Origin of the sequence: Falsiroseomonas sp. HC035, assembly GCF_050563525.1 — a bacterium.
GTDB lineage: Bacteria > Pseudomonadota > Alphaproteobacteria > Acetobacterales > Acetobacteraceae > Falsiroseomonas.
The window spans coordinates 364,189-384,081 of record NZ_JBNXUN010000003.1; the positions used below are offsets into that span (position 1 = coordinate 364,189).

The 19,893-nt window shown below is 70.5% G+C and carries 24 protein-coding genes; 16 read left to right on the forward strand and 8 right to left on the reverse strand.

Going from position 1 to position 19,893, the window contains the following annotated elements; all coding sequences use genetic code 11:
• Nucleotides 1–83: 83 nt before the first annotated feature.
• From ACLF3G_RS09540 to ACLF3G_RS09580, 9 genes are all read left to right on the forward strand, one after another.
• Nucleotides 84–860 carry an SDR family oxidoreductase gene (locus tag ACLF3G_RS09540; RefSeq protein WP_430669119.1) on the forward strand — a complete coding sequence of 259 codons (777 nt, stop codon included), beginning with the start codon at nucleotides 84–86 and terminating at the stop codon, nucleotides 858–860.
• On the forward strand, nucleotides 857–1,267 hold the full coding sequence (gene folB, locus ACLF3G_RS09545) for a dihydroneopterin aldolase (protein WP_430669120.1): 411 nt from the start codon (nucleotides 857–859) through the stop codon (nucleotides 1,265–1,267). Before ACLF3G_RS09540 ends, folB begins: the two co-directional genes overlap by 4 nt.
• A 314-nt stretch (nucleotides 1,268–1,581) precedes the next feature.
• On the forward strand, nucleotides 1,582–3,519 hold the full coding sequence (uvrC, locus tag ACLF3G_RS09550; RefSeq protein ID WP_430669121.1) for an excinuclease ABC subunit UvrC: 1,938 nt from the start codon (nucleotides 1,582–1,584) through the stop codon (nucleotides 3,517–3,519).
• A 25-nt stretch (nucleotides 3,520–3,544) separates the two neighbouring features.
• Complete coding sequence (pgsA, locus tag ACLF3G_RS09555; protein WP_430669122.1) at nucleotides 3,545–4,168, forward strand: CDP-diacylglycerol--glycerol-3-phosphate 3-phosphatidyltransferase; 624 nt, start codon at nucleotides 3,545–3,547, stop codon at nucleotides 4,166–4,168.
• A gap of 56 nt (nucleotides 4,169–4,224) precedes the next feature.
• Nucleotides 4,225–4,881, forward strand: coding sequence for a hypothetical protein (locus ACLF3G_RS09560; protein WP_430669123.1), 657 nt, complete (start codon nucleotides 4,225–4,227; stop codon nucleotides 4,879–4,881).
• 15 nt (nucleotides 4,882–4,896) lie between these two features.
• Nucleotides 4,897–5,148: a molybdopterin converting factor subunit 1 gene (gene moaD, locus ACLF3G_RS09565; protein ID WP_430669124.1), complete on the forward strand. Its 252-nt coding sequence runs from the start codon at nucleotides 4,897–4,899 to the stop codon at nucleotides 5,146–5,148.
• Between the two features lie 2 nt (nucleotides 5,149–5,150).
• Nucleotides 5,151–5,606 (forward strand): molybdenum cofactor biosynthesis protein MoaE, encoded by a 456-nt coding sequence (locus ACLF3G_RS09570; RefSeq protein ID WP_430669125.1) that lies wholly within the window; start codon nucleotides 5,151–5,153, stop codon nucleotides 5,604–5,606.
• Nucleotides 5,603–6,961, forward strand: a complete 1,359-nt coding sequence (locus tag ACLF3G_RS09575) for a hypothetical protein (protein ID WP_430669126.1) — start codon at nucleotides 5,603–5,605, stop codon at nucleotides 6,959–6,961. The genes ACLF3G_RS09570 and ACLF3G_RS09575 overlap by 4 nt, the downstream gene beginning before the upstream one ends.
• Nucleotides 6,962–6,994: 33 nt before the next feature.
• Complete coding sequence (locus tag ACLF3G_RS09580; protein WP_430669127.1) at nucleotides 6,995–8,362, forward strand: hypothetical protein; 1,368 nt, start codon at nucleotides 6,995–6,997, stop codon at nucleotides 8,360–8,362.
• Between the two features lie 4 nt (nucleotides 8,363–8,366).
• Here the strand turns inward: ACLF3G_RS09580 and ACLF3G_RS09585 are convergent, their stop codons facing one another.
• From ACLF3G_RS09585 to ACLF3G_RS09595, 3 genes are all read right to left on the reverse strand, one after another.
• Nucleotides 8,367–8,720: a SnoaL-like domain-containing protein gene (locus ACLF3G_RS09585; protein ID WP_430669128.1), complete on the reverse strand. Its 354-nt coding sequence runs from the start codon at nucleotides 8,718–8,720 to the stop codon at nucleotides 8,367–8,369.
• A gap of 63 nt (nucleotides 8,721–8,783) precedes the next feature.
• Nucleotides 8,784–9,308 carry an N-acetyltransferase family protein gene (locus ACLF3G_RS09590; protein ID WP_430669129.1) on the reverse strand — a complete coding sequence of 175 codons (525 nt, stop codon included), beginning with the start codon at nucleotides 9,306–9,308 and terminating at the stop codon, nucleotides 8,784–8,786.
• A complete protein-coding gene (locus ACLF3G_RS09595) occupies nucleotides 9,308–10,207 on the reverse strand; it encodes a branched-chain amino acid aminotransferase (protein WP_430669130.1) in 900 nt (299 codons plus the stop codon). Before ACLF3G_RS09595 ends, ACLF3G_RS09590 begins: the two co-directional genes overlap by 1 nt.
• Before the next feature lie 179 nt (nucleotides 10,208–10,386).
• Between ACLF3G_RS09595 and ACLF3G_RS09600 the strand changes: the two genes are divergently transcribed.
• Genes ACLF3G_RS09600 through ACLF3G_RS09610 form a run of 3 tightly spaced genes read left to right on the forward strand, consistent with a single transcriptional unit; the run spans nucleotide 10,387 to nucleotide 13,017 of the window.
• Nucleotides 10,387–10,941, forward strand: coding sequence for a MarR family winged helix-turn-helix transcriptional regulator (locus ACLF3G_RS09600; protein ID WP_430669131.1), 555 nt, complete (start codon nucleotides 10,387–10,389; stop codon nucleotides 10,939–10,941).
• Nucleotides 10,938–11,645 carry a response regulator gene (locus tag ACLF3G_RS09605; RefSeq protein ID WP_430669132.1) on the forward strand — a complete coding sequence of 236 codons (708 nt, stop codon included), beginning with the start codon at nucleotides 10,938–10,940 and terminating at the stop codon, nucleotides 11,643–11,645. Before ACLF3G_RS09600 ends, ACLF3G_RS09605 begins: the two co-directional genes overlap by 4 nt.
• A 22-nt stretch (nucleotides 11,646–11,667) precedes the next feature.
• The gene (locus ACLF3G_RS09610; RefSeq protein WP_430669133.1) at nucleotides 11,668–13,017 is read left to right on the forward strand and encodes an ATP-binding protein; all 1,350 of its coding nucleotides are present in this window, start codon (nucleotides 11,668–11,670) and stop codon (nucleotides 13,015–13,017) included.
• Between the two features lie 29 nt (nucleotides 13,018–13,046).
• Here ACLF3G_RS09610 and ACLF3G_RS09615 read toward each other — a convergent pair whose 3' ends face one another.
• From ACLF3G_RS09615 to ACLF3G_RS09635, 5 genes are all read right to left on the reverse strand, one after another.
• Nucleotides 13,047–13,478 carry a phasin family protein gene (locus tag ACLF3G_RS09615; protein ID WP_430669134.1) on the reverse strand — a complete coding sequence of 144 codons (432 nt, stop codon included), beginning with the start codon at nucleotides 13,476–13,478 and terminating at the stop codon, nucleotides 13,047–13,049.
• Nucleotides 13,479–13,595: 117 nt separating this feature from the next.
• Nucleotides 13,596–14,192, reverse strand: coding sequence for a TetR family transcriptional regulator (locus ACLF3G_RS09620; RefSeq protein WP_430669135.1), 597 nt, complete (start codon nucleotides 14,190–14,192; stop codon nucleotides 13,596–13,598).
• Nucleotides 14,193–14,236: 44 nt separating this feature from the next.
• A complete protein-coding gene (gene proC, locus ACLF3G_RS09625) occupies nucleotides 14,237–15,037 on the reverse strand; it encodes a pyrroline-5-carboxylate reductase (protein WP_430669136.1) in 801 nt (266 codons plus the stop codon).
• Nucleotides 15,038–15,086: 49 nt separating this feature from the next.
• Entirely contained in the window at nucleotides 15,087–15,593 is a 507-nt protein-coding gene (locus tag ACLF3G_RS09630) for a YbjN domain-containing protein (RefSeq protein ID WP_430669137.1), read from the reverse strand.
• Between the two features lie 164 nt (nucleotides 15,594–15,757).
• Complete coding sequence (locus ACLF3G_RS09635) at nucleotides 15,758–16,138, reverse strand: accessory factor UbiK family protein (protein WP_430669138.1); 381 nt, start codon at nucleotides 16,136–16,138, stop codon at nucleotides 15,758–15,760.
• Nucleotides 16,139–16,275: 137 nt separating this feature from the next.
• Between ACLF3G_RS09635 and rfaD the strand changes: the two genes are divergently transcribed.
• The 4 genes from rfaD to pgeF are packed head-to-tail and all read left to right on the forward strand — an operon-like array spanning nucleotide 16,276 to nucleotide 19,842.
• A complete protein-coding gene (gene rfaD / locus ACLF3G_RS09640) occupies nucleotides 16,276–17,256 on the forward strand; it encodes an ADP-glyceromanno-heptose 6-epimerase (protein ID WP_430669139.1) in 981 nt (326 codons plus the stop codon).
• A gap of 9 nt (nucleotides 17,257–17,265) precedes the next feature.
• Entirely contained in the window at nucleotides 17,266–18,057 is a 792-nt protein-coding gene (lgt, locus tag ACLF3G_RS09645; RefSeq protein WP_430669140.1) for a prolipoprotein diacylglyceryl transferase, read from the forward strand.
• A 7-nt stretch (nucleotides 18,058–18,064) separates the two neighbouring features.
• The gene (locus ACLF3G_RS09650) at nucleotides 18,065–19,069 is read left to right on the forward strand and encodes a class I SAM-dependent methyltransferase (protein WP_430669141.1); all 1,005 of its coding nucleotides are present in this window, start codon (nucleotides 18,065–18,067) and stop codon (nucleotides 19,067–19,069) included.
• Entirely contained in the window at nucleotides 19,066–19,842 is a 777-nt protein-coding gene (gene pgeF / locus ACLF3G_RS09655; protein WP_430669142.1) for a peptidoglycan editing factor PgeF, read from the forward strand. The genes ACLF3G_RS09650 and pgeF overlap by 4 nt, the downstream gene beginning before the upstream one ends.
• The last annotated feature ends 51 nt before the right edge of the window (nucleotides 19,843–19,893 follow it).

Consider the following 19,893-nt stretch of genomic DNA (forward strand, 5'->3'; position numbering starts at 1 on the left):
GCCGTTCAACCCAGGGAAGGCGCACTGGCGGTGATGGTCAACCCTTGGCGCAGGCGCCATGTGCAGGCTATGGCCCGCCGCGCATGAACATCCCCACCAGCATCCCCCGCACCGCCCTGGTCACCGGCGGCGGTAAGCGGCTGGGCCGGGCCATGGCACTGGCCCTGGCCGAGGCCGGCTTCGACGTCGCGATCCACTACGGCACCAGCACCGCCGAGGCCGCCGCGACGGTCGCAGCGATCGAAGCGACAGGCCGCCGCTCCATCGCCCTGCAGGCCGACCTGGCGCAGGAGGCGCAGGTGGCGCCGCTGGTCGGCCTGGCGAGCGACTCGCTTGGCCCCATCGGCGTGCTGGTGAACAACGCCTCCGCCTTCGAGCGTGACGAATGGGACGATGCCAGCCGGGCAAGCTGGGATCGGCACATGGAGGCGAACCTCCGCGCGCCCTTCGTGCTGGCGCAGGCCATGGCCGGCGGGCTGCCGGCGGGGGCGGAGGGTGTCATCGTCAACCTGCTGGACCAGCGGGTCTGGTCGCTGACGCCGCATTTCATATCCTACACCGTCTCCAAGGCGGCACTGTGGACGCTGACGCAGACCCTGGCGCTGGCGCTGGCGCCGCGCATCCGTGTGAACGGCATCGGCCCGGGCCCTGCCCTGCCCTCCCCCCGCCAGAGCCGGGAACAGTTCGACCGGCAGTGCGCTTCCGTTCCGCTGCGACACGGGACCGGGCCGGACGAAGTGGCGCGGGCGCTGCTCGCCATCCTGTCCCTGCCGGCCATGACCGGGCAGATGATCGCCCTCGATGGCGGGCAGCATCTGCAATGGGCACCGGCGGCCGGGGCCGCGGAGGTCGCCGAATGATCCATGCCCCCCTCTACGCACCGGATGCCGAGCGTGGCTATCGGGTGGTGTTCCTGCGCGGGTTGGAACTCATGGCCCGGCTCGGCATACACGCGCATGAGAAGGCCGGCCCGCAGCGCGTGGTGCTGAGCGTCGAGCTGGTGGTGCGGGATGAAGCGGCGCCGGCATCGGTCGGGCCGGATGATTTTCGCCGGGTGGTGGATTATGAACGCCTGGTGGACATCGCCCGCGCCACCGTCGCCGAAGGCCATGTGCTGCTTGTGGAAACCCTGGCGGAGAAGGTGGCGCTCGCCGCCCTGGCCGATGCGCGGGTGGAACGGGCGCGGGTCACTGTCGAAAAGCCGGATGCCTTCCCGGACGTTGCGACGGTCGGCGTGGTGGTGGAGCGGACGCGCGCATCCGGCTGAAACGATGTGCATTCCGGCTCACGCGATCGGCAGTTTTCCACCGGGTTGCGCGGAAGGCGGCAGAAGATCGCTTGTCAACCTAGAAGTTACACTTGACGCCAACGAAGCAGGGGTCAAAAACACAATTCACAACAAAATCAGATGCTTGCCGAAACTGCCTAGAAATCGCGCAATGATGTGTGACTGGCGGATGACGGCCATTTCCGGCGCTTCCACCACAGTTGCCCCACAGACTTATCCCCAGCTTCGGTGGAAAAACCGCAGGGCCCTGGATTTGCTCAAGGGAGCCTCCCAATTCGTCCAGGTAGCACGCGATGACCGCTGATACGCCCGAACCCCCGTTCCCTGGCGGCACAGCCGGAGCCGTCGGCCCGAGCGGCCTTGCCGTGATCGAGACGGCGCTGGCGACCCTGCCGCTGGCACCGGGCGTCTACCGAATGCTCGATGCGAAGGGGGACGCGCTGTATGTCGGCAAGGCGCGCAGCCTGAAGAAGCGCGTACACGCCTACACCCAGCTGGCTCGCCTGCCGGAACGCCTGCGCCGCATGGTGTTCGAGACCCGTAGCCTGGAGGTCGTGACCACCGGCAGCGAGGCCGAGGCGCTGCTGCTGGAAGCCAACCTGATCAAGAAGCTGCGGCCGCGGTTCAACATCGTCCTGCGCGACGACAAGTCCTATCCCTGGCTGGTGCTGACCGAGGACCACCCCTGGCCGCAGATCACCAAGCATCGCGGGGAGCGCCGCAAGGGCGCCAGCTACTGGGGCCCCTTCGCCTCCGCCTGGGCGGTGAACCAGACGCTGACGGCGTTGCAGCGGGTGTTCCTGCTGCGCACCTGCCGGGACACGGTGTTCGACACCCGCACCCGTCCCTGCCTGCTGCACCAGATCAAGCGCTGCTCCGCGCCCTGCGTCGAGCGGATCTCGAAGGACGATTATTCCGCGCTCGTGCGGGAGGCGAAGGATTTTCTCGGCGGTGGCATCCCCTCGCTCCAGAAGAAGCTGGCGGCGGAGATGGAGGAGGCCTCGGCCCGCCTGGAGTTTGAGCGCGCGGCCAGCCTTCGGGACCGCATCCGCGGCCTGACCCATGTTCAGGGCAGCGACCGCATCAACCTGGAGGGCGTGAACGACGCCGACGTGGTGGCGCTGCACCAGATGGCGGGCCAGTCCTGCGTCCAGGTCTTCTTCTTCCGCGGCGGCCGCAACAACGGCAACCGGCCGTTCTTCCTCACCCACGCGAAGTCGGAACAGTCGCCGGAGGAAGTGCTGGGCGCCTTCCTCGGCCAGCTCTACGACGACCTGCCGCCACCGCCTCTGGTGCTGGTGAGCCACGACCCGCAGGACTCGTCGCTGTTGGCCGAAGCCTTGAGCCTCAAGGCCGGGCGGCGCGTGGAAATCCACCGCCCACAGCGGGGCGAGAAGCGCGGCGCCGTGGAACATGCGACCACCAATGCGCGGGAGGCGATCGAGCGCCGTATGGCGGAGGGCGCGGCGCAGACGGAACTGCTGGCCGGCGTCGCCCGCATCTTCGACCTGCCATCGGCGCCGGAGCGGGTGGAGGTCTATGACAACAGCCACATCATGGGCACCAACGCGTATGGCGTGATGATTGCCGCCGGTCCTGCCGGCTTCCTGAAGAACGCCTACCGGAAATACGGCATCAAGGCCGCCCCGGGCGGCGCCGCACCCCGTGGCGGAGACGATTTCGCCATGATGCGCGAAGTGTTCGAGCGCCGCTTCGGCCGCGCCCTGAAGGAGGATCCGGGCCGGGAGGGCGAGTCCTGGCCCGACCTGGTGCTGATCGATGGCGGCCAGGGCCAGCTCACCGCAGCGCGGGAAATCCTGGCCGAGCTCGGGGTGGACGACATTCCGCTGGTCGCCATGTCCAAGGGGCCGGACCGCGATGCCGGGCGCGAGTGGTTCCACCAGTTCGGCCGCGACCCGATCCAGCTGCCACCCCGCGATGCCGTGCTGTATTATCTGCAGCGGCTGCGGGACGAGGCGCACCGCTTCGCCATCGCCACCCATCGCACCGGCCGGTCCAAGTCGATGGTGCGGTCGGAGCTGGACGAGGTGCCGGGTGTGGGCGCCGCGTTGAAACGAAAGCTTCTCAATCACTTCGGCTCGGCCCGCGGCGTGCGCAACGCGGCGCTCACGGACCTGGAAAACGCGCCCGGCATCGGCCCCACCGTGGCGCGCCGCATCCATGGGCATTTCCACCCTGGCGCCGGGACGGGTAGAGTGGGGGAGGGCTGAGCCCGATGAACCACCGGATGCCATTGTGCCGACAGACCTGCCCAATATCCTGACGCTTTCGCGCATCGCCGCGATCCCGCTGCTGGTGGTCCTGGCCTCGCTGCGCGAGCCCTGGAGCGACCTGGCGGCCTGTGCCGTGTTCTCCGCCGCCGCGATCACCGATTATTTCGACGGCAAGCTCGCGCGTTCGCGCCAGCAGATCAGCGATTTTGGGCGGATGCTCGACCCGATCGCGGACAAGCTGCTGGTCGGCGCGGCGCTGATGCTGGTGGCCGGCACCGGCCGGCTGAGCGATTTCGGCCTGTATCCCGCCATCGTGATCCTGCTGCGGGAGATCCTGGTCTCCGGCCTCCGGGAATACCTGGCAGGGCTGAAGGTCGGGCTGCCGGTGACGAAACTGGCCAAGTGGAAGACGGGCTTCCAGATGGGCGCGCTCGGCACCCTGCTGGCCGGCGACAGCGGGGCTACGATTCTGTACCTGGACTTCCTGCCGGTCTCCTTGATCGGGGAGGTGATGCTGCTCGCCGCCGCGATTCTGACCCTGGTGACGGGGTGGGACTACCTCCAGGCCGGTCTCCGTCATGTTCGCCGCACCGCATCTCCGCCGCCGGCGCAGGACCCACCGGTGCGGACTCCGCTTCGGCCTTGAGACATGCCATCCTGTGTCGCATCTTCTGCCCGACCCATCCGATGACGGGAGCCGACATGGCCGCCGACCAACCCAACCCCAGCCCGCTTCGCCTGCCGGTGCGCATGCGCCTGCCGGCGCTGGGCGTCGCCCTCCTGCTGGCCGGGTGTTCCGGCGGCGGGCTCGGCGCCAGCCCCTGGTCGCCCTTCATGGGTCCGACGAGCGTCGTAGATGCGGACAGCCTGACGGTGCAGCGCGTGCGCGGCACCAACCCGCCGGTGGAACCGCTGGTGCCGGAGACCGGCGACGTTTGGCCGGCGCAGGAAGCGCCCCGGGGCGATCTCAGCAACCCGGACGAGGCGATGCGGAACATCCCCTCCTACCGTCCTTCGCTGATCGACGGCGCACCCGCCGCATCATCGCCCGTGGCGACGCCGGGGGACCGGCCGCTGCGGCGTGGCTCCTCCACCCCGCCCGGCAATCTCGGGCCGCCGGACGCCTTTCTGACCACGCCGGGACCGACCCCGGCGCCGCGCTCGGCACCCGCCTCGCCGCGGCTCGAGGGCCGGGCCTTGACCACGCCTTCCGGCCAGAGCGTCACCGGGACTGGCGGCACGCCGCGGGTGCAGGGCTTTACCGGCCCGAGTGGCGGCGGCGCCGTGATCCGCGATGGCAATGTCGAGACCTGGATCGGCCCGGACGGGCAGCCCAGCACGCGCGTGGTGCCGAACTGAGGGAGCTTCGGCCCCGTGAAGATCCTGTATTTCGCCTGGGTGCGACAGAAGGTGGGCGTGGCCGAGGAAAGCGTCTCGCCACCCGCGGAGGTAGGAGACGTCGCCGGATTGATTGCATGGCTCGCCACGCGCGGGCCTGGCCATGCGGCGGCCTTCGCCGATCCGAAGCAGATCCGCGCCGCGGTGAACCAGGATTTCGCGACGCCGGACCAGAAGGTGGCGGCGAGCGATGAGGTCGCGTTCTTCCCGCCGGTGACGGGCGGCTGACCATGCCCCGCATCCTGGTGCAGGACGCGCCCTTCGACCTCGCCGCCGAATCCGCGCGGCTGACCTCCGGCCGCACCGATGTGGGCGGGTTGGCCAGCTTCGTCGGGTTGTGCCGGGCGGATGACGGGCTCTCGGCGCTGGTGCTGGAGCATTATCCCGGCATGACGGAACGTGCTTTGGCCAGGATCGCGGAGCAGGCCTGGTCGCGCTGGAGCCTGACCGGCTGCACCATCATCCACCGTGTCGGGCGGTTGCTGCCGGGTGATCCCATCGTTCTCGTGCTGACCGCGTCCCCGCACCGGGCCGCGGCGCTGGAATCCTGCGCCTTTCTGATCGACTGGCTGAAGACCGGCGCGCCATTCTGGAAGCGGGAGGAGTTCGCGGATGGCGCCGCCCGCTGGGTCGAGGCCAAGGCAAGCGATGATGCGGCGGCGTCCCGCTGGGCCGACGGCGCTTGATCCTCCGGCTGGTGGCTGGGTTGGCGGGCGCGCTGCTGCTGGCCTGGCCGGCCTTCCTGAACGGCTACCCGTTGCTGTTCAGCGACACTGGCGCCTTCCTGCACCAGACCGCCCCGGCACCCAGTGGCCCGCTGGTGATCTGGGACAAGCCGCACATCTACGGCCCGCTGCTGCATCTATTCCACTGGCGCGTCTCGCTGTGGGGGCCAATGCTGGCGCAAGCGCTGGCGCTGTCGCACCTGCTGTGGCTGGCGCAGCGCGGCCTGCGCGGCGTGGCGACGCCGGGTACGCACCTCCTGGCCTGCGCCGGCGCGGCGCTGCTGACCACGGCACCCTTTACCATCGCCCTGCTGATGCCGGATGTCTTCGCGCCGATCGTGCTGCTGGCGCTGCTGCTGCTGGGCTTTGTGCCGCTGTCCCGGATGGAGACCGCCTGGCTGGTGCTGTTGGCGGCGGTGGGCATCGCCGCGCATCTGTCGCACCTGCCGCTGGCGCTGGCGGTGGTGGTGTTCGTGGTGATGGTCGCGCGGCGGATCGGGCCAGTGCTGCGGGCGGCGGCGCCGATGGCCCTGGCCGTGCTGCTGCTTCTCGGTACCAATCTGTGGGGACATGGCAGGGCGACGCTCTCGCCGCATGGCGCCACCTTCGCGCTGGCCCGGTTGCAGGCGGATGGGCCGGCGGCGGCGCTGGTCCGGGCGCGCTGCCCGGAGGCCGGCTGGTACCTGTGTGCCTTCGCCGACCGGTTGCCGATGGACAGCGATGCTTTCCTGTGGGAGCCGGACAGTCCGGTGAACCGGGCGCCGGATGGTGCCCCCCGCTTCCTCGGCGGCGCGCTGCTGTCGGAAGAAGCACGGGTGATCGTGGCGGAGACGCTGCGCGCCTATCCGCTGGAGGTGGCCAGGACGACGGTTCTGAACGCGCTGCGCCAGGTGGTGCTGGCGACGGCGGGTGACACGCTGGTGGACACGCACCTGGCCACCGCCGTCCGCCCTCGCATCGCGGAGGGTTTCCCGGCCGGCGAACTGGCGGCCTACGACGGCGCGCTGCAACCGCGTGGCCTGCTGCCGACCGCTACCGCGCCATTCCTGTGGCCGCACGCGCCGGTGCTGCTGGTGGGCGCGGTGCTGGCGCTGTACGCATGGTGGCGGCTGCGCGGCGATGTGCGGCGGATCGGGCTGGTGGTGGGCGTGCTGGTCGGCGTTTCCGCCAATGCGCTGGCGACCGGCGGCCTGTCCAAGCCGCATCTGCGCTACGAGGCACGCATCCTGTGGCTGATGCCGGTCATCGCCGGGCTGGCATTGCTGCCGCGATCCCGCCCGGTGCAAAGCGGAGCCTATCGCGCAGGCGTCATGTGACGGACGCGACACAACCCTGGATGTTGGTGGCCGATGCCCGCCGAGTCGTACCGCCCCTTCGCCCGGAAGCTGCTCGGCTTCCTGGCCAGTGTCCTGGGCGCGCCGCTGCTGGTCTGGCCGGCCTGGCTGAACGGCTACCCGCTGGTCTTCATCGACACCGTCTCCTACCTGCTGCACACGACGGTGCCGGAGGTGCCCTGGGACAAGACCCAGGCCTATGGTCCCTTCCTGCACGCCTTCCACTGGCAGCGCTCGCTCTGGGCGCCGATGCTGGTGCAGGGGCTGATCGCCTCCCACCTGATCTGGCTGATGCAGGCGGCGGTGCGGGGGCGGGCCGGGATCGGCTGGCATCTGGTGGTCTGCGCCGGCCTCGCGGTGCTGACCTCGGCGCCCTGGTTCCTGGCGACGCTGATGCCGGATGCGCTGACCGGGCTGCTGCCGCTGTGCATCTTCCTGCTCGCCTTCGGCGCGCTGACCATGGGGCAGGCCCTATGGGTCGCCGGGCTGACAGTGCTCGCGGTCGCCTCTCATCTCTCGCATCTGCCGGTGGCGCTGGCCTTGCTTGGGCTGGTTCTGCTGCTGACCTGGCGCCTGGCACCGGTGCTGCGCGCCGGGCTGCCGGTGGCGCTGGCGGTGCTGCTGCTGTGCCTGGCCAATCTGCAGGCCTTCGATCGCTTCACCCCCTCCCCGCACGGGGCGGCCTTCCTGCTCGCGCGCCTGCAGGCGGATGGGCCGGCGGCGGCGCTGCTGCGGGACCGGTGCCCGGAGGCCGGCTGGCATCTCTGTGCCTTCACAGACCAGCTGCCGATGGACAGCGATGAGTTCCTCTGGGACGAGACCAGCCCACTGAACCGGGAGGCGAATGGAACGCTGCGTCGGATGGGCGCGATGCGCGGCGCGGCCGAGGCGCGGGTGATCATCGGCGAGACGATCGCCGCCTATCCGCTTCGCGTCATCCTTGCCGGCATCGGCAACGCACTGGCGCAATCCGCGAAGCTCATGGTGGGGGATACGCTGGTGGCGGACCACCTGGCGCTGTCCGCGCGCCGGGCCATCGCGGAGTTCTTCCCGGCGGAGGAACTCGCGCATTTCGATGCCGGCGCGCAGATGCAGGGCGAACTGCCGCGGCTGGCCGAGCCCTGGCTACGGCCACATGTGCCGGTTGTCCTGGTGGCGCTGCTGGCCGCGCCGTGGATGGCGTGGCGCGCCGCCAAGGCACGCGACGGACCCAGGCTGGCGCTGCTGTCGCTCGCCCTGGGCGCGCTGCTGGTCAACGCCGCGGCGGCGGGCGCGCTGTCGAAGCCGCACCATCGCTACCAGGCGCGCATCGTCTGGCTGCTGCCGCTGGCCGTTGCCCTGGCGGCGCTCCCGCGGCGGCCCGAAGTGGTGCGGCCCCAATGAAGCATCAGTAGAAGAAGCGTTCCTCCACAACCTTGCCATTTGCCACGGTGTAGAGGCCAATCTCGGCCATCTGGATGCGCTGGCCGGTCTGCTTCGCCGTCACGTCCATGGCGAAGCGCAGGGCGAACTGGTCGCCGTGGATGAAGGGCCCCTCGGTCTCGACCGAATGGACTTCGTGGTTGTCGTACCACCAGTCGCCCTTCGCCTTGACCGCCGCCTTGCCACGCACCTCCGCCATCGGGCCTTCCATCGCCTCCCGGCTCACCACATCCTCAGCCCAGAACCGCGCGCCGGCGGCCTCGTGATCGCCGGACTTGCAGAGCTCGGCGAAAGCCTTCGCGACCTCGGCGGTGGTCATGGCACGTATCCCTTTTGTTCCTGGCCGGAGGCTAGGCCAGGACCGGGCCGGGTCGCAAGCGCCTTATCGCGCGCAGGCGCCGACCAGCGCCGCGAGGTCCGGCCAGTGCATGCGGCGCTCAGACACCGGCTGCCCGAAGGCCTCCCGCATCACCGGCGGGCCAAGCTGCCCGCCCAGCCGGCGGTAGAAGCGGATGGCGCCCTCATTGGCGGTGAAGACCCAAAGCTCCGCACTGAGCGCCCCCTGCTGGCGCAGCCGGTGCGCCAGCGTGCCCAGCAATTGGCGGCCGATTCCGCCGCCGCGCATTTCCGGCCGCACATGCAGGCTGCCCACCTGACAGCACGTTCCTTCCAGCATCGCAGCGGCAAAGCCGTTCACCTGGTGGCCGGTCACCGCCATCACCACCTGGCCAGGGCGCCGGCGGCCGCGCAGCAGATCCTGCCAATGCGCGGCCAGCGCATCCTCCAGGTCGTTCTCGAGGAAGTCGCGGTCGAGCATGCCGGCGTAGGCGCTGCGGCAGGACATGGCGTGCAGCGCGCAGATGCCGCCGGCATCGGCGGCGCGGGCGGATCGCAGCGAGAGTGGCATCAGGCCGCCCGTACCGCGACACCCTCGGGTGGCATGCGCACCAGCGCCTCGTAATCCTTCAGCAGCGTCTCCGTGATCGCGGCCGGGGTGAAGTGCAAGTCGGCCACCTGGCGCACCGGCGTGACCTCGGCGGCGGTGCCGACGAGGAAAACCTCGCTCGCCCTGGCGAGGTCGGCTTGCGGGATGGTGCGCTCCACCACCTTGATCTGGCGGGTGCGGGCCAGCGCCATCACAGTGCGGCGGGTGATGCCGTCCAGGAAGTTCACCGGCGTCGGCGTGTGCAATTCGCCATCGATCACCAGGAAGACGTTGGCGCCTGTGGCCTCGCTGATGTCGCCCTTCCAGTCGAGCATCAGGGCGTCGTCGAACCCCTCCGCCTCCGCATGGTGCTTCGACAGCGTCCCGATCATGTAGAGGCCCGCGGCCTTGGAGGCGGTCGGCGCCGTCTCGGGATGCGGCCGCTTCCACTTCGCCCAGGCCAGGCGCACGCCCTTCATCCGGTCCGCGCCGAACAGGTTCGGCCAAGCCCAGGTGGCGATTGCCAGGTGGATCTTCGTCTGCTGCGCGGAGACGGACAACTGCTCGGCGCCGCGCCAGGCGAGCGGGCGGACATAGGCATCGGTCAGGCCGTTGCGGGCCAGCGTCTCGCGGCAGGCGGCGTCGATCTCCTCCGCCGTCCAGGGGATTTCGAAGCCCAGGATGCGGCCGGATTCAATCAGGCGCTCGGTATGGGCGCGCAGCTTGAAGATGTGGCCGGAATAGGCGCGCTCACCCTCGAATACGCCGGACGCGTAGTGCAGCCCATGGCTCAGCACATGCAACTGCGCGTCGCGCCAGGGCACGAAGGCGCCATCCAGCCAGATCCAGCCATCACGGTCATCGAAGGGGACGAGAGCCATGTTGTTCTTCCTCCCGACACTGGGTCGCCACTGGTTCGCTACTCGTTTCCGCGCCGGTGCCCTATATCGGCAGGGGACGCCGCGCGCGACAGGGGAAGGTTGCGATGGCCGGGAAGAAATGTCAATGAACCTGACCCATATGGGCGAGCTGCCTCGGCTCATCGAAGGACGGAGCCGGCATGCCCCTGAAGCCTGACTTGGCGGCGCGCCCGCAGACGGAGGATCGCGGAAGCCCGGCTGCCGGCCGCAACCTGCTGTTCCTGCGGGAGGAGGAACTGCGGCTCGCGCAGGACCTGCTGTTCTTCGGCTACCGCGACTTCACCGCCGGCGCCGATGCCATTCTGGCCGGACTGGACATGGGGCGGGCGCATCATCGCGTGCTGCATTTCGTCGGCCGCCGGCCGGGCATCACGGTGGGCGACCTGCTGGGCATCCTCGGCATCACGAAGCAATCGCTTGGCCGGGTGCTGACCCCGCTGGTCGAGGATGGCTTCGTGACACAAAGCCCCGGCCGCAACGACCGCCGCCAGCGGCTGCTGAGCCTGACGGAGAAGGGCGCCGCGCTGGAGCGCAGCCTGTTTGAACGCCAGCGCGACACCGTGATGCGCGCCTACCGGGAGGCAGGGCCGCAGGCCGTCGAGGGGTTCCGGCGCGTGATGCGCGGGCTGATGGGGCCGGAGGCGCGGGCGGCGCTGGATCGGCTGGAGGCGGGCTCGCCGGAGCCATCGCGATGACGCTGAGCGCCGATGCGCCGCACCTGCTGGTGGTCGATGACGACGCCCGGCTGCGCGCGCTTCTGCAGCGCTTCCTGGCCGAGCAGGGTTTCCGGATCACCGCCGCCGCAGATGCGGCCGCGGCCCGGCACGCGCTGGCCTCCGTCAGCTTCGACCTGATGGTGCTGGACGTGATGATGCCGGGCGAGAGCGGCCTGGAGCTGACCGAGAGCCTTCGGCGGGAGGGTCTGGACGTGCCGATCCTGATGCTGACCGCGCGCGGTGCCCCGGATGACCGCGTCACCGGCTTCGAGCATGGCGTGGACGATTACCTCGCCAAGCCCTTCGACCCGCGCGAACTGGCCCTGCGCATCCGCACCATCCTGCGCCGCGCCGCGCCGCCGCCGGTGCTGGAAGCCTCCACCGCCCCGGTGCAGCTCGGCATCCGCTGGTTCGACCCGCAACGGGCCGAGCTGCGCGGGCCGGAGGGGGTGGTGCGACTGACCGGCGGCGAACAGGCCCTGCTGATGGCCCTGGCGCAGCGGCCGAACGAGGTGCTGAGCCGCGAGGATATCGGCGTCGCCCTCGGCACGCCGGAGGCCGGGGAACGCGCCATCGACGTGCAGGTCACGCGCCTGCGCCGGAAGGTGGAGCCCGACCCGCGGGAGCCGCGCTTCGTGCAGACGGTGCGCCACCGCGGCTATGTGCTGAGGCCCGGGCCATGATCCAGCCCGGGACCTCCCGCGCATGATCGGGCAAGTCGCCCACCACTTTCGGGGACTGGTCCCACGCGGGCTGCTCGGCCGGTCGCTGCTCATCATCCTGCTGCCGCTGCTGATCCTGCAGGGGATCGCGCTGCAGCTGTTCTATGGCGGGCACCTTGATGTGATCTCGCGCCGCCTCGCCGGCGGCGTCGCGGGCGAGATCGGCATGGTGATCGAGGTAATGCAGCGGCTGCCGGAGCCGGCGGACCGCGCCTGGCTGTTCCGCGAAAGCGCCTGGCGGCTGGACCTCGCCCTGGCCTTCGAAGCCGGCGCCAACCTGGGCGAGACGCCCGACCGCGCCGCCTCCCTGCCCCTGCTGCCGCTGGAGGGCGACCTGGCGCATGCGATGGGTGAACGGGTGCGGCGGCCCTTCGACGCCGATTGGCAGTCCGACCGCCGCAGCGTGATCATCCGCGTGCAGCTGCCGGATGGCGTGCTGCATGTGGAGGCGCCGCGCAAGCGGCTGTTCACAGGCACGCTGTACCTGTTCTTCATCTGGCTTGTGGGGTCGTCCCTGCTGCTGTTCGGCGTCGCGGCGCTGTTCATGAAGAACCAGGTGCGCGCCATCCGCCGCCTGGCGGGCGCGGCGGAGGCCTTTGGCCTGGGTCGCGACATCGGGCTGATGAAGCCGGAAGGCGCCGCGGAGGTGCGGCAGGCGGCGAGCGCCTTCAACCGGATGCAGGACCGCATCCGCCGCTTCGTCGGGCAGCGCACGGACATGCTGGCCGGGATCAGCCACGACCTGCGTACGCCGCTGACCCGGATGCGCCTCGCGCTCGCGATGTTGCCGCGGGCACCGGAGGCGGAGGAGGACATCGCGGCGCTGGTCGAGGATGTCGAGGAGATGGAGCGCATGGTCGCCTCCTATCTCGCCTTCGCCCGGGGCGAGGCGCAGGAGCAGACCCAGCCGACCGACCTCAGCGGCATCGTGCGGGACGTGGCGCAGCGGGCGCGGCGGGATGGCGCGGAAGTGGCGGTGGAGGCGCCGGCAGCACTGGTGCTGCCGCTGCGGCCGGACGCGCTGCGGCGCTGCCTGGCGAACCTGCTGGACAACGCCCGCAAGCATGCACGGCGGATCGCCGTGGCCGTCGCCGAGATTCCGCGGGGCGAGACCGCGGGAGCCTGGGCGCAGGTGACGGTGGATGATGACGGGCCGGGCATCCCGGAGGCGCAGCGGGAGGAGGCCTTCCGGCCTTTCGCTACGCTGACGGCCGGCGGCACCGGCCTGGGGCTTGCCATCGCCCGGGACATTGCCCGGGCGCATGGCGGCGACATCGTGCTGGAGGAGAGCCCGCTCGGGGGGTTGCGGGCTCGGGTCCGCCTGCCGGTCTAGGTGGCGCGCCCGGGGACGCGCCGGCCGGTTCAGCCCTGCTGCTTGGCGACCAGGGTCTTCACCTCGTCCATGGCTTCCGTGAAGCGCTTGTTCAGCACGGACAGCGCCTCGGAGTTGGAGTTCTGGATGAGGTCGGCGACCTCCTTCATGTTGGCGACGGCCCGCTCATAGGCGGACTTCAGCAACTCCGCCTGCTTGGCGGCGCGGGCCTGCGGGCTTTCCGTGCCGGACATCATGCGGATGGCGTCGCTCATCTCCGTCATCGAGGCCTGCAGGATCTCCATGTGACGGCGGCCAACGGCCTGCGCGCCTTCCAGCGCCACGCGGTTGGCGTTGGAAAGGGCCTCCAGGTTGCGGCGCTGCGCATCGGCGAGGCCGCTCATGTCCGGCATCGCGGGCATGCGGAACTCGGACAGCATGCGCATCATTTCGTCGGGCTTCATGCCAAAACGGTCGGACATCTTCAGGTGTTCCTTCGGCAGCTGCTTGGGGTCGGCGTGGCGACCCTATAGCGAAGTGGTGATATCCGCAGAAGAGGTTTCATGCTGCACCGCACCATTTTTTTGTGATGGGTGCCGTCAGTCCACCGAGACAGGCGGCGCCCGGTCGCCTGGGTCCAGTCGAAGGCTGCGCGCCGTCTGTTCCGCCCGGTCGAGCGCCCGATCCAGGGCCGCCATGGTCGAGCCCAGATCCGCCGTCTCGTCCTTCTCCCAGGCCCGCACCGTCATGATCCAGACGCCGACGAGGCCGGCGGCGCGCAGCTTGCCCTGCAGGCCTGTCGAATCGAGCTCCGCCGCATCCAGCATGCGCTCCATGCTGCGCTGGAGGATGGGCGCCAGCGCACCGGCAAGGACCGGGTCGCGCCACATGTCGGAGGCGAGCCGCAGCATGCCGGCCCGATGCGGCAGCAGCGCATCGATGCCGCGCATCAGCACGTCGAACACCCGGTCCCGTGGCGTGCCGCCCTGGCCGGGCACGGTGCCGGCGGCCACCTGGTCGGCGACGCTGTCGGCATGCAGGCGCAACAGGTCGAGGCGCGAAGGGAAGCGGCGAACCAGCTCCCCGGCCGGAATGCCGGAGGCGGCGGAAAGCCGGCCGACGGTGACGCCGCGCCAGCCATGCTGCGCGATCACGTTGAACAGCGCATCGAGCAGCGGGGAATCGGTATTGTCCATGGCCATAAGCTTGGGGTCGGACCCGCCTGTCGCCAATGGGGCGCTCATCCCGCCAACTCGCGCGACCGCGCCGTGGCGGCGGCGATGGCGCGGGAGATGTGGCTGGGCCAGGCTGCCTGGTCCATGAGCACCGCCAGCGCGCGTTCGGTGGTGCCCTTGGGGCTGGTGACGTTCTTCCGAAGCTGCGCCGAATCCTCGGTGCTCGCGGCCAGCAGGGCGCCGGAGCCGGCGACGGTGGCGCGCGCCATGCGGCGGGCGAGGTCCGACGGGATACCTTGTTCCACCGCTGCGGCCTCCAGCAATTCGGCCAGCAGGAAGACATAGGCGGGGCCGCCGCCGGAGACGGCGGTCACCGGGTCCAGCAGCCCTTCCGCCTCCACCCAGGCGACCTCCCCGGTGGCGGCCAGCAGCGTATCCGCCAGGTCGCGCTGGGCGGCGGAGACGCCTGGGCCGGCGAAGGCGACGGTGAAGCCCTGGCGCACGGCGGCCGGCGTGTTCGGCATGGCGCGGACCACGGCGCTGCCGTCGCCGAGCAGGCCCTGCATGAAGGCCACCGTCCTGCCGGCCATGATGGAGACGAAGACGCCGCTCCCGGCGAAGCGCGCATAGGCGGGCAGGCTCGCCGGGGCCTCCTGCGGCTTGGTCGCGATGATGATGGCGGCGGGCGCGAAGCCGGCGGGGATCTCGGCCGGATCGCGCAGCAGGGTGGCACCCGGAATTGGCGCGGCGGCGAAGGGGTCCACCACGAGGGTCTCGCCGAGGCCACGTTCGCGCCAGCCGGCCAGCATGGCGCCGCCCATCTTGCCGCAGCCGATGAGAAGCAGGGGGGGGAGCGTGTCGGTCATGCCGGCGAGACTTGCCGCCCGGCCCCTGCTTGGCAAGCGGTTCCCCGGCTCAGGCCTCGCCGACGCAGTCCAGCATCGCGGCCTGCAACGCCTCGGCCGGCGGCTTGCCGCCCCACAGCACGAACTGGAAGGCGGGGAAGAAGCGCTCGCACTCTGTGATGGCGATATCCACCATGTCCTCCAGGCTCTCGGCCGAGGCGCCCGGCGCCCCGCGCAGCAGCACGGCATGGCGGAACACCGGCACGCCATCGTCGCTGTCCAGGCCGAAATGGCCGATCCACAGCTTCTCGTTGGCCAGGGCCAGCAGCTCGAACAGCCGGTCGCGCTTGCCGGGTGGCACCTTCAGGTCGAAGGTGCAGGAGAAGTGCATGGCGCTGATCTCGTGCGACCAGGAGAAGTACAGGCCGTAGTCGCACCACTTTCCGGGTGCCTCGGCCGCCATCTCGCTGTCCGAGCGGCGGTCGAAGGCCCATTCATTGGCCGTCACGATCTGTTCCAGCACGTCGAGGGGGTTCGCGGACCGGTCGCGTTCCTCGTATCCGACATATGCGGACATCGCGGCACCTCCTTCGCCCGTCCGGGGGCGCCAACCCCCCTGGGTTGGGGAGGGGCCACCCGAATCGCCACAAGGGCTAGACTACGCAGGTGCAAAACGCGCCCGCAAGCATCGCTTCTGTAACGCAGCTCAACGGCTTGGCGCGCGAACCGGCAACAGCGCCTTCAGCCGGCGTCGGCCGAAAGTCCCGGATCTGCCTCGGGCGCCGCCTTCGGCTCGGCCAGCTTCGCTTCCAGTGCGGCGACGCGGAGTTCCAGCGCCTCCGCCTGCTCCCGCGCCCGGCGGGCGACCTCGAGCGCGGCATCCAGGTCCTCGCGCCGCACCAGGTCCAGGCGCTGGACCATGGCCTCCACCTGGGCGCGACCCATCGCCTCGGCCTCGGCGCGCGCGCCGGCCAGGACGGAGAAGGCGCCGCCGGCCATGCCGGCCAGGTCGTCGAAGATCGACTTGCGGCCGCCGGGGCCGCTGCCCATGCCCGACCCGCTGGTGCCGGCCCCGCTGGTGCCGCCCGGGTTGCTGCCGCCGGTGCCGGTTTCGCTGCTCATCAAGACCTCCTGCCACATGACCTGTAACCCTGGCCGCACCCCGCCCGCGCCTTGTCCGGCTGCGGGACCGCGGCCTATACCCCGCCGGCGGCTGGATGGGCACCGCGAGGGGATCAACCGACGATGTATGTCGCGCGATGTATGTCGTAACTGGGGGCGCCGGTTTCATCGGGTCGAACCTGGTTGCCGCACTCTGTGACCGCGGGGCCGAGGTCCTGGTGGTGGACCGGCTGCGGGACGGGCCGAAATGGCGGAACCTGGCGAAGCACGGCATCGCCGGCATCCTGGCGCCGGAGGCATTGCCCGGCTTCTGGGCCGGCAATCCGCGGGTCGAGGCGGTGCTGCACATGGGCGCGATCAGCGCAACCACCGCCACGGATGGCGACTTGGTGGCGGCCACCAACCTGACGCTGCCGCTTGAACTCTGGGGGGAATGCGCCCGGCGCGGCGTGCCGTTCATCTACGCCTCCTCGGCGGCGACCTATGGTGACGGGGCCTTGGGCTTCGAGGATGACGAGGCGCCGGCGGCACTGGCGGCGCTGCGGCCGCTGAACCTGTATGGCTGGTCCAAGCTGGCCTTCGATCGCCGGGTGGCGGACATGCTGGCCCGTGGCCATCCGGCGCCACCGCAATGGGCCGGGCTGCGCTTCTTCAACGTCTATGGCCCGAACGAGGCCCACAAGGGCCGCATGGCCAGCGTCGTCTTCCATAAATTCCACGAGGTGGCGCGGGGCGAGCCGGCCCGGCTGTTCCGGTCGGACCGCCCCGGCGTGGCCGATGGCGCGCAGATGCGCGACTTCGTCCATGTGGATGATTGCGTGGCCGCAATCCTGTGGTTGCTGGAAAATCCTGGCGTCAGCGGGCTGTTCAACATCGGCTCCGGCCAGGCGCGCAGCTTCGTCGACCTGGTGCGGGCGATGTTCGCCGGACTGGGCCAGAACGACCGCATCGAATTCATCGACATGCCGCCGGACCTGCGGGGGAAATACCAGTACTTCACCGAGGCCCCGATGCGGAAGCTGCGCGACGCAGGCTATGCGAGGCCGGCAACGACGCTGGAAGATGGCGTCGGCCGCTACGTGCGGGATTTCCTGCTGAACCCTGACCCGCATCGGTAACCCGCAGAGATGTTCGTGATCGCCTTCCCCGTCATCGACCCGGTGCTGATCGAAATCGGCCCCTTCGCGCTGCGCTGGTATGCGCTGGCGTACATCGGTGGAATTGTCCTGGGCTGGATGCTGGCGCGGCGGCTGGTGGCGCTGGCGCCGGTGGCGGCCAGCCGGGAACAGGTGGATGACTTCGTCACCTGGGCGACGCTCGGCATCATCCTGGGCGGGCGGCTCGGTTACGTGCTGTTCTACCGGCCGGACCACTACGTCACGGCGCCGTGGGAGGCGCTGTATGTCTGGCAGGGCGGCATGTCCTTCCATGGCGGCATGCTCGGCGTGGTGGTCGCCGCGCTATGGTTTTGCCGGCGCCAGGGACTGCGGGCGCTGCGTTTCGGCGACCGCGTCGCGCCGGTGGTCCCGATCGGCCTTGGTCTGGGGCGCATCGCCAACTTCGTGAACGGCGAGTTGTGGGGCCGGGTCACCGATGTGCCCTGGGCCATGGTGTTCCCGACCGGCGGCCCGGAGCCGCGGCACCCGAGCCAGCTTTACCAGGCGGCGATGGAGGGCGTGCTGCTGTTTGTCCTGCTCAACATCCTGGTGCGCATCCCGGGGCTGCGGGCGCGGGAGGGCTTCGTCACCGGCGCCTTCCTGGCCGGTTACGGGCTGGCGCGGCTGGTGGGTGAGTTCTTCCGGCAGCCAGATGCGCATCTCGGCTTCCTGTTCGCCGGCGCCACCATGGGGCAGTTGCTGTCGCTGCCGATGATCCTGGTGGGTGGGTGGCTGATGGTCCGGGCGCGCCGCGCGGCGTGATGGCCCGATGATGGAGCGTCTGGACCATTTCATGGGCCGGGCCATCGCGGCCTACTACGCGCGTGAGGCGACGCCTTTCGGCCGGGCCGGCGATTTTACCACGGCGCCAGAGATCTCCCAGGCCTTCGGAGAAGTACTCGGCCTTTGGGCCGCCATCGCCTGGGACCAGATGGGCGGGCCGGACCCCGTCCTGCTGGTGGAATGCGGCCCGGGGCGCGGCACCCTGATGGCCGATGCGCTGCGCGCGGTGGGCGAGGTAGCGGCACCCTTCCGGCAGGCGGCGCAGGTGCATCTGGTTGAGACCTCCCCGAGCCTGCGGGCCGCGCAACAGCGGATGCTCGGCGATGCGGTGGCCGGGTGGCATGATGACCTTTCCACTGTGCCGGATGGCCCCATGCTGCTGCTGGCCAATGAATTCCTGGACGCCCTGCCGATCCGGCAGTTCATCCGGCGCGGGGAATGCTGGCTGGAGCGGTACGTCGCGGAGGGCGCCTTTGTCGAACGGGTGGCGCAAACCCCTCCCCCGTTGCCGCCCACCGCCCCCGAAGGCGCGGTGCAGGAGGTGGGCGAGGTGGCTCAGGGCTGGATCGCGGCCCTGGCGCGGCGGCTGGCGACGCAGGGCGGCGCGGCACTGATGCTGGACTACGGCCCCGCCGCCTCGGCCTTCGGCGAGAGCCTGCAGGCGGTGCGCGGGCAGGCGACGGGGCTTGATCCTCTGGTCGATCCGGGCAGCACGGACCTGACGGCGCATGTCGATTTCGCGGCGCTGGCGCGGGTGGCACAGGGCCAGGGCGCTGCGGTCGGTGGTCCGTTGCCGCAGGGGCTGTTCCTGCAACGCCTGGGCCTGATGAGCCGCGCCGCCACCCTCGCCCAGGCGCGTCCCCGACTCGCCGGCGAGATCCTGTCTGGCGCGGAGCGCCTGGTGGCGGCGGAGGGCATGGGCCGGCTGTTCAAGGCACTGGCCGTCTGCGAGCCTGCCCTGCCCACCCTGCCTGGATTCGAACCCGCATGACCCCCGGCTTCCTGACTGCCGGACTGGCCCTCCCGCATGGCTTCTTCACCCGCGAGGGTGGCGTCTCCACCGGGCCCTACTCCGCGCTGAACTGTTCGCTGTCCGGGCAGGATGACCCGGATGCGGTGCGCCGCAACCGTGCCGCCTGCGCCGGGGCATTGGGCGTCGCGCCGGACGCGCTGCTCGGGCTGGTGCAGGTGCATGGGGTGACGGTGGCGGATGCCCGCACGCCCTGGCCCGAGGCGGCCCGCCCGGCCGCGGATGCGTTGGTGACGGACCGGCTGGGCCAGGCGATCGGCGTGCTGACGGCGGATTGTGCGCCGGTGCTGTTCGCGGATACGCGGGCCGGCGTGGTCGGCGCCGCCCATGCCGGCTGGCGCGGCGCGGTCGCCGGCGTGCTGGAGGCGACTCTGGCGGCGATGGAAGCTCTCGGCGCAAGGCGGGCGGACATCTCCGCCGTCGTCGGCCCCTGCATCGGGCAGGCCAGCTATGAGGTCGGGCCGGATCTGCGGGACGCGGTGCTGGCGCACCAGGATGCCGATGCGCGCTACTTCGCGGCGGGCCAGCGGGAGGATCGTTGGCAGTTCGACCTGGCCGGCTACTGCCTGGCCCGGCTGGAGGCGGCCGGCACCGGCCAGGCCTCCGCCCTGTGGCAGGACACGCTGACGGCGGAGGACCGTTTTTTCAGCCACCGGCGGCGGACCCTGGCGGCCAAGGGCGGTGCCGCCGGGCCGATCGGGCACCAGCTTTCCGCCATCGCTATCGCCGGATGAGCCAATGCCCTACGTCGTCATGTTCATGGTCCTGATGGTGCTCACCCTGCT

Bases quoted from the DNA above. Each gene is read 5' to 3' on its own strand.
- ACLF3G_RS09540 (WP_430669119.1), top strand. From the start codon at position 84: ATGAACATCCCCACCAGCATCCCCCGCACCGCCCTGGTCACCGGCGGC.
- folB (WP_430669120.1), top strand. From the start codon at position 857: ATGATCCATGCCCCCCTCTACGCACCGGATGCCGAGCGTGGCTATCGG.
- uvrC (WP_430669121.1), top strand. From the start codon at position 1,582: ATGACCGCTGATACGCCCGAACCCCCGTTCCCTGGCGGCACAGCCGGA.
- ACLF3G_RS09560 (WP_430669123.1), top strand. From the start codon at position 4,225: ATGGCCGCCGACCAACCCAACCCCAGCCCGCTTCGCCTGCCGGTGCGC.
- ACLF3G_RS09570 (WP_430669125.1), top strand. From the start codon at position 5,151: ATGCCCCGCATCCTGGTGCAGGACGCGCCCTTCGACCTCGCCGCCGAA.
- ACLF3G_RS09580 (WP_430669127.1), top strand. From the start codon at position 6,995: ATGCCCGCCGAGTCGTACCGCCCCTTCGCCCGGAAGCTGCTCGGCTTC.
- ACLF3G_RS09585 (WP_430669128.1), bottom strand. From the start codon at position 8,720: ATGACCACCGCCGAGGTCGCGAAGGCTTTCGCCGAGCTCTGCAAGTCC.
- ACLF3G_RS09590 (WP_430669129.1), bottom strand. From the start codon at position 9,308: ATGCCACTCTCGCTGCGATCCGCCCGCGCCGCCGATGCCGGCGGCATC.
- ACLF3G_RS09595 (WP_430669130.1), bottom strand. From the start codon at position 10,207: ATGGCTCTCGTCCCCTTCGATGACCGTGATGGCTGGATCTGGCTGGAT.
- ACLF3G_RS09600 (WP_430669131.1), top strand. From the start codon at position 10,387: ATGCCCCTGAAGCCTGACTTGGCGGCGCGCCCGCAGACGGAGGATCGC.
- ACLF3G_RS09605 (WP_430669132.1), top strand. From the start codon at position 10,938: ATGACGCTGAGCGCCGATGCGCCGCACCTGCTGGTGGTCGATGACGAC.
- ACLF3G_RS09610 (WP_430669133.1), top strand. From the start codon at position 11,668: ATGATCGGGCAAGTCGCCCACCACTTTCGGGGACTGGTCCCACGCGGG.
- ACLF3G_RS09615 (WP_430669134.1), bottom strand. From the start codon at position 13,478: ATGTCCGACCGTTTTGGCATGAAGCCCGACGAAATGATGCGCATGCTG.
- ACLF3G_RS09620 (WP_430669135.1), bottom strand. From the start codon at position 14,192: ATGGACAATACCGATTCCCCGCTGCTCGATGCGCTGTTCAACGTGATC.
- proC (WP_430669136.1), bottom strand. From the start codon at position 15,037: ATGACCGACACGCTCCCCCCCCTGCTTCTCATCGGCTGCGGCAAGATG.
- ACLF3G_RS09630 (WP_430669137.1), bottom strand. From the start codon at position 15,593: ATGTCCGCATATGTCGGATACGAGGAACGCGACCGGTCCGCGAACCCC.
- ACLF3G_RS09635 (WP_430669138.1), bottom strand. From the start codon at position 16,138: ATGAGCAGCGAAACCGGCACCGGCGGCAGCAACCCGGGCGGCACCAGC.
- rfaD (WP_430669139.1), top strand. From the start codon at position 16,276: ATGTATGTCGTAACTGGGGGCGCCGGTTTCATCGGGTCGAACCTGGTT.
- lgt (WP_430669140.1), top strand. From the start codon at position 17,266: ATGTTCGTGATCGCCTTCCCCGTCATCGACCCGGTGCTGATCGAAATC.
- ACLF3G_RS09650 (WP_430669141.1), top strand. From the start codon at position 18,065: ATGATGGAGCGTCTGGACCATTTCATGGGCCGGGCCATCGCGGCCTAC.
- pgeF (WP_430669142.1), top strand. From the start codon at position 19,066: ATGACCCCCGGCTTCCTGACTGCCGGACTGGCCCTCCCGCATGGCTTC.